5 protein-coding genes and 1 pseudogene are annotated in these 18,522 nt (G+C 48.4%); all 6 read right to left on the bottom strand.

The window, feature by feature from the left end; all coding sequences use genetic code 11:
- Nucleotides 1-1,274: type I polyketide synthase (locus ACKTT2_RS04040; RefSeq protein WP_407884229.1), on the bottom strand; the 1,274-nt coding region annotated here is incomplete at its 3' end.
- Complete coding sequence (locus ACKTT2_RS04035) at nt 1,267-4,614, bottom strand: non-ribosomal peptide synthetase (protein WP_407884233.1); 3,348 nt, start codon at nt 4,612-4,614, stop codon at nt 1,267-1,269. The genes ACKTT2_RS04035 and ACKTT2_RS04040, both read right to left, overlap by 8 nt.
- Nucleotides 4,615-4,635: 21 nt before the next feature.
- Nucleotides 4,636-4,740, bottom strand: a pseudogene (locus ACKTT2_RS04030) (TubC N-terminal docking domain-related protein); the annotation flags it as partial.
- The gene (locus ACKTT2_RS04025) at nt 4,724-4,873 is read right to left on the bottom strand and encodes a beta-ketoacyl synthase N-terminal-like domain-containing protein (protein ID WP_407884231.1); all 150 of its coding nucleotides are present in this window, start codon (nt 4,871-4,873) and stop codon (nt 4,724-4,726) included. The gene ACKTT2_RS04025 and the pseudogene ACKTT2_RS04030, both read right to left, overlap by 17 nt.
- Nucleotides 4,874-4,892: 19 nt before the next feature.
- The gene (locus tag ACKTT2_RS04020) at nt 4,893-12,836 is read right to left on the bottom strand and encodes a non-ribosomal peptide synthetase (protein WP_407884227.1); all 7,944 of its coding nucleotides are present in this window, start codon (nt 12,834-12,836) and stop codon (nt 4,893-4,895) included.
- Nucleotides 12,837-12,960: 124 nt separating this feature from the next.
- Nucleotides 12,961-18,498, bottom strand: a complete 5,538-nt coding sequence (locus ACKTT2_RS04015; RefSeq protein WP_407884225.1) for an SDR family NAD(P)-dependent oxidoreductase — start codon at nt 18,496-18,498, stop codon at nt 12,961-12,963.
- Nucleotides 18,499-18,522 lie beyond the last annotated feature (24 nt).

Here is an 18,522-nt window from a genome sequence, read left to right as displayed (position 1 = left end):
CCAAAAGAACTCACCCCAGCGCGGCGCTTAGTTCCGTCAGTTTTCCATTCGCGCAGTGTCGTGTTGACGTAAAACGGACTATTGGCAAAATCAATCTTGGGATTGGGCTTTTCAAAATGCAGGCTTGGTGGCAACATCTCGTGTTTCAGTGCTAGGACTGTTTTAATCAGACCCGCTACACCCGCTGCTGTGTCTAAATGTCCAATATTTGTTTTCACCGAACCGATAGCACAGAAGCCCTTCTTTTGGGTTGTCGCACGAAAAGCTTGTGTCAGCGCGGTGATTTCAATCGGGTCTCCCAAAACTGTTCCCGTGCCGTGGGCTTCTACGTAGGAGATCGTTTCGGCCTCAATCTGAGCTATAGCTTGAGCTTCTGATATGACTGCTGCTTGACCTTCGACACTCGGTGCCGTGTAACCAACTTTTAACGAACCGTCGTTGTTGATAGCTGAACCTTTTATGACTGCATGGATGTTATCTCCATCAGCCAGAGCATCCGATAGGCGCTTCAGAAGCACGATTCCGACACCGTTGCCACCAATAGTTCCCTGAGATTCGGCATCAAAGGCACGGCAGTGTCCATCGGGCGAAAGAATCATGCCTTCTTGATACAAGTAACCCGTTTTTTGTGTGATACCAACGGAAACACCACCAGCGAGTACCATATCACACTGGTAATTCAGCAAGCTCTGACATCCCATTTGCACAGTCACTAATGACGTAGAGCAGGCAGTGCTAACGTTAACACTCGGTCCAGTCAGGTTGAGCTTGTAAGAAACTCTTGTCGGCACAAAATCTTTATCATTACTAATAAATGTTTGATAGACGCCGACCGATTCGATTTGGTCGCGGTTTGAGACGAGGTTATAAAGTAAGTAAGCATTTAGACCAGCACCAGCATAAACACCAATTTGACCATCATATGTTTCCGGGTCATAACCGGCATTTTCCAGAACCTCCCAAGCACACTCCAAAAACAGGCGGTGTTGGGGGTCCATAATTTCCGCTTCCTTTGGTGTAAACCCAAAGAACGACGCATCAAACATCTCTACGTCTGACAACAAACCATTTGCTTTGACGTAGTTTTGGTTTTTCAGTAATACTGGGTCTATGCCTTGTGCCTCTAATTCCTCATCACTGAAAAATGAAATCGACTCTACACCCTCGCGCAGATTCTGCCAAAACTCATCAACATTCTTGGCTCCGGGAAAACGACCTGCCATGCCGACGATCGCGATCGGTTCCATTCCATCGTGTGTTTCCCAGTTATCCATTGGTCTTCTTCCTTTGTTTAATAAATGGTTGTCGTTTGAGAGCTTCTATTCGCTTGCTGGCACGGTCATTGATTTTTTGCAAAGTCGGTGCTTCCACATCCTGTTCCTGACCGAGATATTGTGCCAAAGTACTTATGGTTGGATATTTAAACAAGTCAATTACTGAGATATTTCTGTTGATGTTTCCTAGTAATTTATTATTCAGTTTGTTATGAAGTTGGACGATCAGGAGTGAATGACCGCCGAGTTCAAAGAAATTGTCGTTCACACCTACTTTTTCCAGATTCAGCACCTCAAGCCAGATAGTACTTAGCAGTCGCTCCACCTCGTTGCGGGGTGCGACGTATGCTGACACCTCTAATGTAGTGTGGTCGGGATCTGGCAGGGCGTTGCGGTCAACCTTGCCATTGGGTGTGAGCGGCAGGACATCGAGCACCACAAAATAAGATGGCACCATGTACTCGGGCAGTTGCTGTTTGAGGAAAGAACGCAACTCACTTATGGCTAGTGTTGTTTCTGCCTGGGGTATTAAGTAGGCAACTAAGCGCTTGTCACCCGCAATTTCTTTGGCAATCACAACAGCTTGTTGCACGGTTGAGTGTTGACTCAGAAGTGCCTCAATCTCGGCCAATTCAATGCGGAAGCCACGCACCTTCACCTGGTGGTCAATGCGTCCGATATATTCGATGTTGCCATCGCTCTTATAGCGGACTAAATCTCCGGTTTTGTAAAGCTTTTCACCGGGCTGGCTGCTAAAGGGGTTAGGAATGAATTTTTCAGCCGTCAACTCCGGTCGGTTGAGGTAGCCTCGCGCCAAACCATCGCCACCAATGTGTAATTCGCCCGCTACACCTATTGGTACTGGTTGTAAATTGGCATCGAGGATGTAGAATTGGGTGTTGGCGATCGCTCTTCCTATGGATACCGCGCCTGAACCAGCTTGCACTTGAGACACGGCTGACCAGATGGTGGTCTCCGTCGGACCGTACATATTCCACAGGCTATCCGCACGCTCGAGTAATTGAGTTGCCAGTTCGCGAGATAGGGCTTCACCACCGCAAAGTATTTTCAATTGTGGGTTGCCCAGGAAGCCAGCTTGCATCAGTGCTCGCCAAGTCGCAGGTGTACCTTGCATGACTGTAGCGCTTGATGTCCCCAAAGCGGCAGTGCTTTGACCACCATCGGCAATCAGGTCGCGGGTGAGGACGACACGTGCGCCCGTGCTTAATGGCCCGAACAACTCTAACGCAGCAATGTCAAAGGTGATGGTCGTCACCGCTACCAGCACATCTTCTGACACTATCCCCAGTTGAGCGGACATTGCGTTTAAGAAATTCACCACAGCGCGGTGGCAAATTTGTACTCCTTTGGGCCGTCCGGTTGAGCCACTTGTGTAAATGGCATAAGCTAAGTTCTCGGCACAGACATTGCTGTTGGGGTTGGATGAACTTTGATGAATCGGCCAATCTTGGTCTAAGTAAACAATATGCCCATGCACCTCGGGCAGTGTGTCCGCTACTGACTGTTGTGTCAGCAGCACTGAGACACGGGCGTCAGAGAGGATGTACGCCAGTCGCTCCGGTGGGTAGATCGGGTCGAGGGGCACATACGCGCCACCTGCTTTGAGAATGGCTAGCAGTCCCACCAACATCTGTATTGAGCGTTCTGCACAAATGGCGACCAACACTTCTGGTTCGACTCCCAATGATACCAGGTGGTGTGCCAGTTGGTTGGCTTTGGCGTTGAGCTGGCCATACGTGAGTTGTTCATCTTCAAACACCACTGCCACGGCATTGGGTGTCTTCTGGACTTGTTGCTCAAACAACTGATGAAGACACAATTGTTTGGGGTAGTCGGCTTGGGTATCGTTCCACTCCATCAGGAGTTGATTTTGTTCGTTGGCAGTGAGCAGTGGTAGTTCTGATAGCTTTTGCTGTGGATCGCTAACAACTGCTTCTAGCAGAGTTTGATAGTGCCCTGCCATCCGTACAATGGTGGCGGTATCAAACAAGTCTGTATTGTAATTAAGAGACGCGGTCAGTCCAAAAGCTGAGTTTTCATTGAGTCCTTGGTCGGTTTTCCCTAACGATAGGGTCAAATCAAACTTGGCAGATGAGCTTTCCATGTCCAATGGAGAGAGCGTTAAGTTGGGAAGTTGCAACACCTGCATTGGTGAGTTGTGCAGTACAAACATCACTTGGAACAGCGGCGTGTGGCTTAAAGAACGCTTTGGCTGCAATTGTTCGACCAACTGCTCAAAGGGCAGGTCTTGATGGGCGTAAGCACCAAGGGCAACTTCCCGCACTTGCGACAGTAAATCGCTAAAACTGGGATTGCCAGACAAATTACCGCGCAGCACCAAATTGTTGAGGAATAAGCCAAATAACCCCTCTGTTTCAGCCCGATTGCGGTTAGCTATCGGTGTGCCCACACAAATGTCAGTTTGACCACTATAGCGGTACAGCAATATTTGAAATGCTGCCAACAACGTCATAAACAGCGTCACTCCCTGTCGCTGACTGAAGACAGTAAGCGCCTCAGATAGCTCCTCGGAGAGTTTGAATATCTCAGACGATCCTTCGAAGGTTTGAATTGCAGGTCGCGGTCGATCTGTTGGCAGTTCCAACAAAGCCGGAGTACTCCTCAGTTGTTCCTTCCAGTATGCGAGTTGCTTTGTCAGCACTTCTTGTTGCAACCACTGCTGTTGCCAGACAGCAAAGTCAGCGTACTGAATTGGCAACTTTGGCAGCGCAATTGGTACACCATTATACACAGCTTGGTAAATTGCTGCTAACTCGCTCACTAGTATGCCTATTGACCACCAATCTGAAACCATATGGTGCATCATCAGCATCAGGACGTGTTCTGTTTCTGTCAGTTTGAACAAACTAGCCCGTACTAATGGGTCAGTTGCCAGGTTAAACGGTTGCGTTGCTTTTTCAAGGATCGATTGTCGGCAGGCGCTTTCTCGCTCTTTTGGCTCTATGTGTTGCAAGTCTACGACTGCCAGTGTTATCTTCACGCTGTCGGCAATTACTTGCATCGGTTGCCCATCTACCTGAATAAAATTGGTGCGTAGGATTTCGTGGCGGCTGATGATGTGATTGATACTGTACTCAAGGGCAGCGATATCGGGTTGACCTTCACAACGCACCTGCACATGAAGGTTGTAAAAGCCACTCTCTGGCTCGAACTGCTGTAGGAACCACAAGCGTTGCTGGGCAAACGACAGAGGTAGCTTTCCTTCTCGTGAAACGGGCAGAATTGGGGCTAGAGAGGAACTTGAGGTGGGATTAGCCTTTTGCAGAAACGCGAGGATTTGTGCTTTGCGCTCTTGCAACTGAGCACGCAGAGATGGTGTCAGTATTCCATCAGGGGCACTACACCGCAAACGTTCACCATCCACCCACAGCTTTACATCCAAAGTGCAGAGGTAAGACAAAAACTCCTCAATAGTTTTCATAAGACATCTCCTCTCGGTTGTTCACCACATCAATGAAAATGGACTCAACACTGTCTCGCAAATTCTGCCAAAACTCATTCACGTTTTTGGCTCCCGGAAAATGAACTGCCATGCCGACGATCGCGATCGCATCCATTCCATCGTGTGTTTCCCAGTTATCCATTGGTCTTCTTCCTTTGTTTAATAAGTGGTTGTCGTTTGAGAGCTTTTATTTGCTTGCTAGCACGGTCATTGATTTTTTGCAAAGTCGGTGCTGACCCATTCTGTTCCTGACCGAGATATTGTGCCAAAGTACTTATGGTTGGATATTTAAATAAGTCAATTACTGAGATATCTCTGTTAATGTTTCCTAGTAACTTATTATTCAGTTTGCTATGAAGTTGAACGATCAGGAGTGAATGACCGCCGAGTTCAAAGAAATTGTCGTTCACACCTACTTTTTCCAGATTCAGCACCTCAAGCCAGATAGTACTTAGCAGTCGCTCCACCTCGTTTCGGGGTGCAACGTATGCTTCTACCTCTAGTTTAGAATGGTCGGGATCTGGCAAGGCGTTGCGGTTAACTTTACCATTGGGTGTGAGTGGCAGGGCATCAAGCACTATAAAATAAGATGGCACCATGTACTCGGGCAGTTGCTGTTTGAGGAAGGAGCGCAACTCATTCATTGTTGGTGTTGCCTCAGCCTGAGGTAGCAGGTAAGCAACTAAGCGCTTGTCACCCGCAATTTCTTTGGCAATCACAACGGCTTGCTGCACAGTTGAGTGTTGACTCAAGAGGGACTCAATCTCGCCCAATTCAATGCGGAAGCCACGCACCTTCACCTGGTGGTCAATGCGTCCGATATATTCGATGTTGCCATCCGGAAGATAGCGGACTAAATCCCCAGTTTTGTACAACCTTTTACCAGCATCGTCAAACGGGTTGGGAATGAATTTTTCAGCCGTCAACTCCGGTCGATTGAGGTAGCCACGTGCCAAACCATCGCCACCAATGTGCAATTCGCCCGCCACACCCACTGGTACTGGTTGTAAATTGGTATCGAGGATGTAGAATTGGGTGTTGGCGATCGCTTTTCCTATAGACACCGAGCCTGAACCTGCTTGTACTTGGGACACGGCTGACCAAATGGTGGTCTCCGTCGGACCGTACATATTCCACAGGCTATCCGCACGCTCGAGTAATTGAGTCGCCAGTTCGCGATCGAGAGCTTCACCACCGCAGAGTATTTTCAATTGCGGGTTGCCCAGGAAGCCTGCCTGCATCAGTGCTCGCCAAGTCGCAGGTGTGCCTTGCATGACTGTGGCGCTCGATGTCGCCAAGGCAGCAGTGCTTTGACCACCATCAGCAATCAGCTCGCGACTGAGGACAAGGCTTGCGCCTAAGCTCAATGGTAGGAACAACTCTAATGCGGCGATGTCAAAGGTAATGGTCGTCACCGCCACCAGTACATCTTCTAACACCATCCCCGGTTGAGCGGACATTGCTCTTAAGAAGTTTACCACAGCGCGATGGCAAATTTGTACTCCTTTTGGTCGTCCGGTGGAGCCACTTGTGTAGATGGCATAAGCCAGATTCTCAGCGATCGCGCCACTGTTCGGGTTGTGCAAACTTTGGTGAATCGGCCAATCTTGGTCTAAGTAAACAATATGCCCATGCGTGTCAGGCAGAAGATCCACTACCGACTGTTGTGTCAGCAGCACTGAGACACAAGCGTCAGAGAGGATGTACGCCAGTCGCTCCGGTGGGTAGATGGGGTCGAGGGGCACATATGCGCCACCCGCTTTGAGAATTGCCAGCAGTCCTATTACCATCAATGTTGAGCGTTCCGTGCAAATTCCAACCAACACTTCTGGTCTCACACCCAATGAGCGGAGGTGATGTGCCAGTTGATTGGCTTTGGCGTTTAACTCACTGTAGGTAAGTTGTTCATCTTCAAACACCACTGCTATAGCATTGGGTGTCTTCTGGACTTGTTGCTCAAACAAATCATGCAGACACAATTGTTTGGGGTAGTCGGCTTGGGTGTTGTTCCACTCCACCAGGAGTTGATTTTGTTCGGCGGCAGTCAGTAGCGGTATATCTGATAGCTGTCGAGCGGGATTGGTAATAATCCCTTCTAATAGGGTTTGAAAATGATCCGCCATGCGGGCGATCGTAGCACTATCAAAGCGCTGAGTATCGTAGATGAAGCGCAACGACAATTGCTCTCCGGGCTGGGCGATGAGAGTGAGTGGATAATTAGTCCGCTCTATGGCACGAACATCACTGATATGCAGCTTCTGTGAGTGCTCTTGTAAAGCGGCATCTACCGGATAATTCTCAAACACCACGATGCTTTCAAACAACGGCAGCCCGCGCGGCATATCAGTCCATCCCTGGATCTGTACCAGTGGCGTATACTCGTAAGTACTGATTTCAACTTGTTGCTTGTGTACTTGCTTAAGCCAAGATAGAACTGATTCCTCACCCTTTACTCCCACCCGCATTGGCAGGGTGTTGATCAATAGCCCAACTATCGACTCCGCGCCGTTAGCAGCTGTACGACCGGAAACAGTCACGCCGAACACCACGTCGCTTTCGCCACTGTATCGCCACAGCAGTAACGCCCAAGCTGCTTGCACTAAGGTGTTCAACGTCAATTGATTCATTCGTGCCAAAGATACTAGTGCTGTTGTTGCTGCCCTTGGCAGAAGCAGAATCTCCTCGCTGTAGCTTTGCTCACCGGATAAGCTGTGGTGTGCTTTATCGACTACGAGCGGTGTTGGGGAAGTTACACCCTGGAGTGTTTGCCGCCAGAATTGTTCGGCCTGAGCCATGTTCTGCTTCTGTAACCAGGCAATGTACTCGCGGTAGGAACGACTCGGTGGCAGTTGTAACTCATGCCCCACAGACAATGCTTCGTAATAGCCCAGTACTTCGGTGAATAACAACGGCAGCGACCAGCCATCTATAAGTATGTGGTGATAAGTCCAAACAAATTGGTAGACCTCATCAGACATTTGAATCAGGCTCAGGCGCATCAGTGGTGCCACAGACAATTGGAAACCACGCTGACCCTCGGATTCAATAAAGGTTTGTAGTTGCTGTTGCTGCTCCTGTGGAGATAGCCCGGTCCAAGAATGGATTTCCAGTGGTAGTTTCACCTGCCGATACACCACCTGTAGCGGCTGCTCGGAGTGTTCCCATGTGAAAGCAGTTCTTAGAACAACGTGCCGCGCTATGACTTGCTGCCATGCGGCACTGAAGACCTCAACATCCAACTCCCCTGTAAAAGTACAGCTCAGTTGCTGGCAATACACCCCAGAATCGGGAGCGTAAAGGGTGTGGAACAGTATACCCTGCTGCACTGAGGATAATGGATAGATATCGGCCAGATTTTTCCAGTTGGTTTTGGTAAGGTCTTGCCTTGGCACAACACTGCTCAACAATTTCTCCAGTACAACTGAGTTGAGTTGTGCCAGGGGAAAATCTGTTGGCGTGTAACCGCCAGCATCCGGAGCCAAGCAATGAGCAATCAACTCGCGCAACGCTTGCAAATACTCTTGCGCTAAACGCTCAATTGTGCTGTGGCGGTGTAGGTTCTCGCTGTACGTCCAATCCAGTTGCAACTGAGCGCCGATGATGATGCTATTGACTTCAAGTAGATGAGTGCGGTGATTCAGGGGACTACGGCTAGGACTGCTCGATTCAGAAGCGAGTTGGAAAATCGCCTCGGAGTGTAGAACCGAATCAAATTGACCCAAATGGTTGAATATGACCTGAGCGGAACCCTGGTTCGTGAGTTGGGCGGTCGTTTCGGCGTCATCGAGAAGATAGCGCAACCAGCCATAGCTCATGCCTTGAGAGGGGATGCGACGCAGTTGCTCTTTGATGGACTTTAACGCCTCACCAGGATTGTCTGTAGCGTGATGTAACACCACCGGAAAGATGGTAGTAAACCATCCCACTGTGCGCGAGACATTAACCCGATCCAATATCTCTTCGCGTCCGTGTCCTTCCAAGTTGAACAGTACATGAGTTGATTGCGTCCAATGAGCTAACACCTGCACCAAAGCTGTGAGCAACACGTCGTTGATTTGCGTGTTGTACGCTTTTGGCACCTCAGTCAGTAATGCACGGGTTTCTTCAACTGATAACGACATCGATACTGTGCGTGCAGATGCTTCGCTGTTTGCACCGCTTGGATAGTCAAGAGGTATGCTGGCGACGGGCTGAATTGATTGTGCCAACCAAAAATCGCGATGGGGTTGCAGATCTTGGGAGCGTACATACTCCCACTGGCTTTGCGCCCAATCTTTAAACGCTGTGGTTTTGGGTGGTAGTTGTATTGCCCCACCACTACTAAGTTGCGAGTAGGCACTCTGCAAATCTTCCAACAAAATCCGCCATGACACCCCATCCACTGCTAAGTGGTGGATGACGACTAGTAATCGCGAGTTGAACTCAAGACCGAGATTCAACCACGCCACTCTCACTAACGGTCCAGTAGATAAATTTAAACTGGCTTGGAGTTCGGTAGCTTTTGCTTGTATGGCTGCTGGTTGTTGAGCTGCTGGTATTGTCGATAAATCTACGACTGTCAACGGCACTGTGTCGTCCAAGGGCGCATTCGTTTGTTGCCAACCCCAATCAGTGCGCTCAAAACGCAAGCGTAAGGCATCATGGTGTACTAGCATTGCATGCACCACTTGCTCGAGCAGATTTGACCGTACACCTGGTGGCATTTCTAGCATCACAGCTTGGTTCCAGTGTGCTGAGACTGAGTAATCCTGCTCGAAGAACCACTGCTGAATTGGTGTCAGTGGCAATGTGCCGCTCACCACTCCTTGTTGAGCCTGAATTGCCTCAGTTGTGCCAGCAACTGCTGCCAACTCCGCAATCGTTTGATGCTCAAACATCTGCTTTGCACTCAGTTGCACCCCAGCAGCATTGGCTTTGGCCACGATCTGAATCGTCAGAATCGAATCGCCCCCAAGTTCAAAGAAGTTGTTATGGATGCCCACCGACTCAATGCCCAGCACTGTTGCCCATATGTTTGCCAGGATTTCTTCGGTCGGTGTTCTTGGCGCGACAAAGCCACTGGTGAGTTCCGGTTGCCCAAACGGTTTGGGTAAAGCGCGACGGTCGAGTTTGCCATTGGGTGTGAGTGGTAGGGTCTCAAGTGCCACGAAGGCACTCGGTACCATGTATTCTGGTAACTTTTGTTTGAGGAAAGCACGCAACTCACTAATTGTGGGTGCGGGTTGCTGATGCGCTACTGTGTATGCCACCAACCGCGTCGTGCCAGATTCTTGTGTGGCGATGACCGCAGTTTCTCGCACATTTGGGTGTTGACCCAGAACTGCTTCAATTTCGCCCAACTCAATCCGGAAGCCACGCACCTTCACCTGGTGGTCTATCCGACCGAGATACTCAATGTTGCCATCAGCAAAGTAGCGGACTAAATCCCCGGTTTTGTACAGGCGTTGACTCGGACGATCTGCAAACGGGTTGGGAATAAATTTCTCTGCTGTCAACTCCGGTCGGTTGAGGTAGCCGCGTGCTAAACCCACACCCCCAATGTGCAACTCCCCTGGAACTCCCACTGGCACTGGTTGATGGTCGCGGTCGAGGATGTAAATTTGTGTATTGGCGATCGCCCTACCAATCGGCACACTCAACAGTTCGCTGTCTGGTTGACATTGCCAATATGTCACGTCGATTGCTGCTTCCGTCGGTCCGTAGAGATTGTGCAAACTGCATCCCAATCGGGCGAAAAACCTCTGTTGCAGTTCTTTTGGCAGGGCTTCCCCACTACAGAACACTTGCCGCAAACTCCCGCTACTTTCTAGTAATGGTTCTTCTAAGAACACCTGTAGCATTGAGGGCACGAAATGCAGTGTGGTTATCTGCTCAGTGGCAATCAGCTTTACTAGATAAGCACTATCTCTATGTCCTCCTGGTTGTGCCATCACGAGCCGCGCTCCCGTTATTAATGGCCAGAAGAATTCCCACACCGACACATCAAAGCTGAAGGGGGTTTTCTGTAAAACGCGATCCTCTGCGGAAATTTGGTAGGCTTGCTGCATCCAAAGTATGCGATTGCAAACCCCTTGATGGCTGTTCATCGCTCCTTTCGGCTTGCCTGTTGAGCCGGAAGTATAAATTACATACGCCAAGTGATGGGGTAACACTTCAGTGTGTGGATTTTCTGCACTGGCGGGGGAAATCTCTTGCCAGTTTGTATCCAAACACACCAGATGTGCCTGTTGCTGTGCCAGCCCGCTCGCGAATTTTTCCTGAGTGAGGAGCACCTTCACCTGGCTGTCACTGAGCATATATGCCAAGCGTTCAGGTGGGTACTCTGGGTCAATTGGCACATATGCGCCACCGGCTTTGAGTATGCCCAGCAATCCCACCACCATTTCTAATGACCGCTCGACACACACACCCACTAACATTTCCGGTTCCACGCCCAACTCACGAAGATGGTGTGCCAGTTGATTAGCTTTGGCGTTTACTTCACTGTAAGTGAGGTGTTCATTTTCAAACACTACTGCTGTCGCATTCGGTGTTTTCCGCACCTGTTGCTCAAATAAAGAATGCAGACATAACTCTTCGGGATAAGGAACTTGTGTATCGTTCCACTCCACCAATATTTGATTTTGTTCGCTGGCACTGAGCAGTGGTAGCTCTGATAGCTTCTGATGGGGATTGACAACAACTGCGGATAGTAGAGTTTGATAGTGCTCTACCATCCGCTCAATCGTCGCTGCATCAAACAAGTCAGTGCTGTATTCTACTGACCCCATCAATCCATCGCTTGTGTTCTCTAAAACCAGAGTCAAATCGAACTTCGCTGTGGCGCTTTCAATTGGCAACGGTAAAAGCGTTAAGTCGGGAAGCTGAAACTTTGGCATCGGCGCATTTTGCAACACAAACATCACTTGGAACAGTGGTGCATAGCTTAAAGAACGCTCTGGTTGCAAAGCTTCTACCACTTGCTCAAAGGGCACGTCTTGATGAGCGTAGGCATCTAGGCATATCTGACGTACCCGAGCAAGCAACTCAGAGAAACTGGGATTTCCCTTTAGGTCGATGCGTAACATTAGGGTATTGACAAAAAACCCAATGAGAGGATTAATTTCACTGCGGTTGCGGTTAGCAATTGGAGAGCCAACGACAATGTCAGACTGATTGCTGTAGCGTCCAAGTAAGGTCACGAAGACTGCCAGCAGGGTCATAAACAAGGTCGTCTCTGAGTTTTGGCTGACAGCTAAAAGCTTCTGTTCTAGGTTAGAACTAAGTTGAAACTTTAGGGTGCTACCTCGGAAAGTCTGTCTTGGCGGACGGGGTCGGTCGGTAGGCAGTTCTAACACTGGGGGTGCTCCAGCTAACTGTTGCCGCCAGTAGTTGAGTTGAGTTTCTAGAACTTCCCCACTTAGCCATTGCCGTTGCCAGCAAGCAAAGTCGGCATATTGGATGGGCAACTCTGGTAAAGGTTTCGGTTCTTCTGCACAGAAGGCTTGATAGAGCGCAGATGCCTCTCGGACAAATATCTCCATTGACCAACCATCAGTGACGATGTGATGCATCACCAACAGTAGGATGTGTTCTTCCTCATCTAGCTGCAGCAAGGTAGTACACAGCAACGGACCGTTACCTAGGTCAAAAGTACATTGAGTCGCTTCAATAGCTAGCTGCTTTGCCTCAGTTTCCCGCTTGATATCAGGAAGATACCGGAGGTCTACTACTGATAAAGTAAAATTAGGGGCAGCGTGAATGACTTGAACTGGTTGCCCATCTACAACGGCAAAGGTAGTCCGCAAGACTTCGTGACGCAGCACTATTTCCTTGAGGCTTTGCTCTAGCGCTGCTACCTTGAGCTTGCCTGTAAAGCGAATGGCGGCGGAGATGTTATAGATACTGTTAGGATCTAACTGGTCAAGAAACCACAGCCGCTGTTGGGCAAAAGACAGTGGAGGATCTCCCTGCTCTTTTCGCTGGGGAATAAGATTCAATTGAGTTTTACGCTCACCTCGCGTCCACTTTTTAAGAAGTGCTTGTTTTTCTGGTGAAAGATTAGATCGTCGTTTTGAAAGATTATCTTGTTTAGACACATTACACCTCTTTTTATTATCAGGAACGTAATTGAAGAAAAACAAGTCGATCTGGTAGGTTTTTTAAAAGCTTTTGTCAAAACTTGGCTGTTAAAAATAAGACCTGAAGGTGATGAAATAAGTTTTAAAGAAGTCGAACTTCTTCTTCAGGTAATTCTTCTAGTTTCTCGATTAGCATCTCTTCAATCAGTTCCGCCAACTTTGCAATAGTGGTCGTTTCAAAGAGGCTGCTTAAGGGTAACTCCACACAGAAGGTGGTGCGTAACTGAGATATAAACTGCGTTGCCAGCAGAGAGTGACCTCCGATCTCAAAAAAGTCGTCATAGATACCTATCTGCTCAATACCAAAAAGTTCTTGCCAAATGTCAGTAATGGTTTGCTCAATCTCATTGCTGGGAGCAACATAGGCATTGTGTCGATTCGGTCTTAAGTGCAGTGAAGATGAATCTACTTTCTTTGAAGATTTTGTATTTTGTAAAGATTCAAGCTTAATCCATTGGTCAATCCTGGCTTGTAGATTCCCAGTGGAGATAACTATCTGACTGGCAGCAGCATAAGTGGATAAAACATGTTGAAAGACCTCTACACCTTCATTTGATGTTATAGCTAATTTAGCTAAAGTTGTTTCAAAAGCTATATTTTGTTCTTCCTCAAATTTCCAGCCGTCCCAGTTCACGCTTATCCAGGGCATCGCGTTTATCTGGTTACACTTATAAGCAAAGGCATCCATAAACAAGTTGGCTGCAGAATAAGCCGCATACCCTAATCCCCCTAAAACAGTTGATAAGGATGATGTCAGTATGCAAAAATCAAGCGTTTTGCCCTCTAACACTTTTTTCAATACGAATAGTCCGTGTACTTTAGGTTGAAATTGTTGTTCGCACCTAGCTAGATCTATTTCCTGAATGCTGCTAACGGATTCTTTTCCAGTAATCCCCGCTGCATGGATTACCCCGTGTATTTCTCCAAATTTCTCGTAGATCTGAGCGATCGCTGCCTGCATTTGTTCAACATTTGCAACATCAGCCTTCTTCACTAAGACCTCTGCTCCCAGTTTCTCCATTAACTGCACTTTTGCGATCTTACGGGTGATGTCATCCTGGTCATCATGAGTTGCGATCCATTGTTCCCACTCATTTTTATCAGGAAGACCAGAACGTCCTATCAATATCAATCTTGCTTGTACTGTCCGTGCTAAATATTCTGCAAGCACAAGACCAATGCCTCCCAATCCACCTGTAATCAGGTAAACTCCCTGCGATCGCAGCTGTGGTGTTCGTTCAACCGATTCATCTAGTTGTACTAATTCAAAGCTTTGTACCCAACGGTGATTTCCACGATAAGCTACTACTAAGTTAGGCGATTTTGCACTAAATTCTGATAATATTCGATCTATAAGTTTATCTTCCCAAATTCCGGATTCGGGAATAACAATATCAATGCTACAGCAGCGGATATGCGGGTATTCCTGTGGTATCACCTTACAAGGTCCTAACAAAGTAGCTTTCTCTGGGGAAAGCACCTCAAAGCCTGTCACTTCGTGCATATTGTTTGACAAAACCCCAATTTGAAGGGGCTGTGTCGAGTTCTGTTTTCCAAGTGCTTGTGCCAGAAACAGCAGACTGTAGAAACCTAAGTCTTGAGACTTTTCAAAAAACTCGATACTTAATGGTGTTTGTTCGTTCGGTGTAATACTCCACATATGCAAAATTGTTTCTGGAGTCTTGCCTAAAGCCTGAAGCTCCTTGAGTAAGACGTCGTAATCATCACGCTGTCCGGGATTCAGAGTATATACACAATGGCTGAGCTTAGCAAACTGCTTGCCCACTCTCACAGTAATTACATCCTGGTCTTTTTGTTCTAGTCGTTTCACCATTCGAGAACTCAAGCCGCACTCATCGCTAAACACCAACCAGCAAGATTTTTGCCTTGCCATATCTGGCTGGTGAGAAAGCATAGGTGGCATGGAGCTTTTCCAGAAAGGGGTGTAAAACCAATCTCTAATATCAGGATTTTTATCTAATGAAACTTGATGCGTCTTAACCCGATCTGGCGATTTTTGGGGTTCAATCCAATAACGTTGGTGCTCAAAAGGATAAGTTGGCAAGGGGAGGCGATGGCGTTGCTCGCAAGCATAAAATCCCGACCAATCCACCTGTACCCCTGCAAGCCAGAGCTTCCCTAATGTAGTCAGCAAGAATGCAACATCCGATTGGCAGTCTTGGGGATGGCGTAACGAAGAAAGCACGACTTGCTGGGCTGCCTGATTTGGATGCTGTCTCACTAATGTGCTCAATGTCCGTCCGGGACCGACCTCCAGCAGGATTTGCTCTGGTTCATTCAACAACTGTTGCACGCCCTCAGCAAAACGGACTGTAGAACGCAAATGGTTTGCCCAATACTCTGGATTTGTTGCCTCTGCTGCGGTAATCCAAGTGCCCGTGACGTTGGATACGTATGCCATTTGTGGCGGATTTAAGCTGACTTTTTTCACCCGTTCGGTGAACTCCTCCAGTATGGGTTCCATCATGTTTGAATGGAAGGCATGGGAGGTATGTAGACGACGGCACTCCACTCCTTGTTCTGCTAGATGCTTCTCTAATGCCTCTACAGCCTCGGTAACCCCTGAAACGACGCAAAAGCTCGGTCCGTTGACTGCTGCTAAGGAGAGTTCCTTGCCTAAGAGGGTTTGCACCTTTTCTTCCGGCAGAGGAACCGAAAGCATTGCCCCACAAGGGAGTTGTTGCATTAGCTGTCCCCTTGCCGTGACTAAGGCTAGGGCATCTTCTAAGGAGAAAACATTTGCCAAACACGCGGCAACATATTCCCCGATACTATGACCGATCGCCGCTTGAGGACGTACTCCCCATTCCATCCATAATTTTGCCAAGGCATACTCAATGGTAAAGAGTGCTGGCTGTGCAATAGCTGTCTGTTTAATTTGCTCTGCAGCCACTTCTATGAGTTCTTCGCTGGGGTAGAGCACGTGACGCAGGTCTAGTCCCAAGTGGGGTTTGAGGATTTCCGAGCAAATATCCACCTGCTCGCGAAATGTCGGCTCACTCTGGTAAAGTTCTAGCGCCATATTCACGTATTGCGCTCCCTGCCCCGAAAACATAAACACCACAGGTCGCGCCTTGGGTTCTATGAAGCTTGTCAAAACTCGTTCTGGATCTAGGGGATTGAGTGCGTTTGCCACATAGTTAACATCAGAGCCAACCAGTATTCGTCGATGCTCGAAAGCACGGCGACCAATGCTTTGGGTGTAAGCAACATCCGCGAGGTTAATTTCCGGATGTGTTTTGAGGTGTTCGGCGAGATTGACAGTTGCAGTGTCAAGTGCAGATTCGGTTTTGGCTGAGAGAACTAGCAACTGCCAAGGTCTAGAATGTACAGACCGGAGATCTTCAGTCTCTACTGTAGGGGCTTCTTCTAAGATGACATGGGCATTCGTGCCCCCGATGCCAAAAGAACTCACCCCAGCGCGGCGCTTAGTTCCGTCAGTTTTCCATTCGCGCAGTGTCGTGTTGACGTAAAACGGACTATTGGCAAAATCAATCTTGGGATTGGGCTGCTCAAAATGCAGGCTCGGTGGCAACATCTTGTGTTTCAGTGCCATGACTGTCTTAATCAGACTCGCTACACCCGCTGCTGTGTCTAAATGTCCAATATTTGTTTTCACCGAACCGATAGCACAGAAGCCCTTCTTTTGAGTTGTCGCACGAAAAGCTTGTGTCAGGGCGGCGATTTCAATCGGGTCTCCCAAAACTGTTCCCGTGCCGTGGGCTTCTACGTAGGAGATCGTTTCGGCCTCAATCTGAGCTATAGCTTGAGCCTCCGATATGACTGCTGCTTGACCTTCGATACTCGGTGCCGTGTAACCAACTTTTAACGAACCGTCGTTGTTGATAGCCACTCCTCTGATGACTGCATGGATGCAATCTCCGTCAGCCAGAGCATCCGATAGGCGCTTGAGAAGCACGATTCCAACACCATTGCCACTAATAGTTCCCTGAGATTCGGCATCAAAGGCACGGCAGTGTCCATCGGGAGAAAAAATCATGCCTTCTTGATACAAGTAACCCGTTTTTTGTGTGATACCAACGGAAACGCCACCAGCGAGTACCATATCACACTGGTAATTCAGCAAGCTCTGGCATCCCATTTGCACAGCGACTAATGACGTAGAGCAGGCAGTGCTAACATTAACACTCGGTCCAGTCAGGTTGAGCTTGTAAGAAACTCGCGTCGGCACAAAATCTTTATCATTACTAATAAATGTTTGATAGTTGCCGAACGATTCAATTCGGTCGCGGTTTGAGACGAGGTTATAAAGTAAGTAAGCATTCAGACCAGCACCAGCATAAACACCAATCTGACCATCATATGTTTCCGAGTTATAACCGGCATTTTCTAGAACTTCCCAAGCACACTCCAAAAACAGGCGGTGTTGGGGATCCATAATTTCCGCTTCCTTAGGTGTAAACCCAAAGAACGACGCATCAAACATCTCTACGTCTGACAACAAACCATTTGCTTTGACGTAGTTTTGGTTTTTCAGTAATGCTGGGTCTATGCCTTGTGCCTCTAATTCCTCATCACTGAAAAATGAAATTGACTCCACACCCTCGCGCAGATTCTGCCAAAACTCATCAACATTCTTGGCTCCCGGAAAACGACCTGCCATGCCGACGATCGCGATCGGTTCCGCGTCTGTTCGCTTGCTGGCACGGGCATTGATTTTCTGCAAAGTCGATGTCGATCCATCCTGTTCCTGACCGAGATATTGCGCCAAAGTACTTATAGTTGGATATTTAAACAAGTCAACGACTGAGATATCTCTATAGATCTTTCCGAGTAACGTTTGATTAAGTTTGCTATGAAGTTGGACGATCAGGAGTGAATGACCACCGAGTTCAAAGAAATTGTCGTTCACACCTACCTTTTCCAGATTTAGCACCTCAAGCCAGACAGCACTTAGAAGTCGCTCCACCTCGTTTCGGGGTGCGACGTATGCTGACACCTCTAGCGCAGTGTGGTCGGGATCTGGATCTGGTAGGGCATTGCGGTCAACTTTGCCATTGGGTGTGAGTGGTAGGGTATCGAGCACCACAAAATAAGATGGTACCATGTACTCGGGCAGTTGCTGTTTGAGGAAGGAGCGCAACTCATGAGTTGCTGGTGTTGCCTCAGTTTGGGGTACCAAGTAGGCAACTAAACGCTTATCGCCCGCAATTTCTTTGGCAATCACAACAGCTTGTTGCACAGTTAGGTGCTGACTCAGGAGTGCCTCAATCTCGGTTAATTCAATGCGGAAGCCACGCACCTTCACCTGATTGTCAATGCGTCCGAGATACTCGATGTTGCCATCGCTCTTGTAGCGAACTAAATCCCCAGTTTTGTACAAGCGACTCCCCGCATGACCAAAGGGGTTGGGAATGAATTTTTCTGCTGTCAACTCCGGTCGGTTGAGGTAGCCTCGCGCCAAACCATCCCCGCCGATGTGCAATTCGCCCGCCACACCCACTGCTACTGGTTGTAAATTGGCATCAAGGATGTAGAATTGGGTGTTGGCGATCGCTCTTCCTATGGACACCGAGCCTGAACCCGCTTGCACTTGAGACACGGCTGACCAGATGGTGGTCTCCGTCGGACCGTACATATTCCACAGGCTATCCGCACGCTC

Source organism: Scytonema hankhaensis NUACC26, from assembly GCF_045865695.1.
GTDB lineage: Bacteria > Cyanobacteriota > Cyanobacteriia > Cyanobacteriales > Nostocaceae > Scytonema.
Note: the sequence above shows the minus strand (reverse complement) of the source record. Positions and strands in the feature narration are given on the sequence as shown.

Bases quoted from the DNA above. Each gene is read 5' to 3' on its own strand.
- ACKTT2_RS04025 (WP_407884231.1), bottom strand. From the start codon at position 4,873: ATGGATGCGATCGCGATCGTCGGCATGGCAGTTCATTTTCCGGGAGCC.
- ACKTT2_RS04015 (WP_407884225.1), bottom strand. From the start codon at position 18,498: ATGTACGGTCCGACGGAGACCACCATCTGGTCAGCCGTGTCTCAAGTG.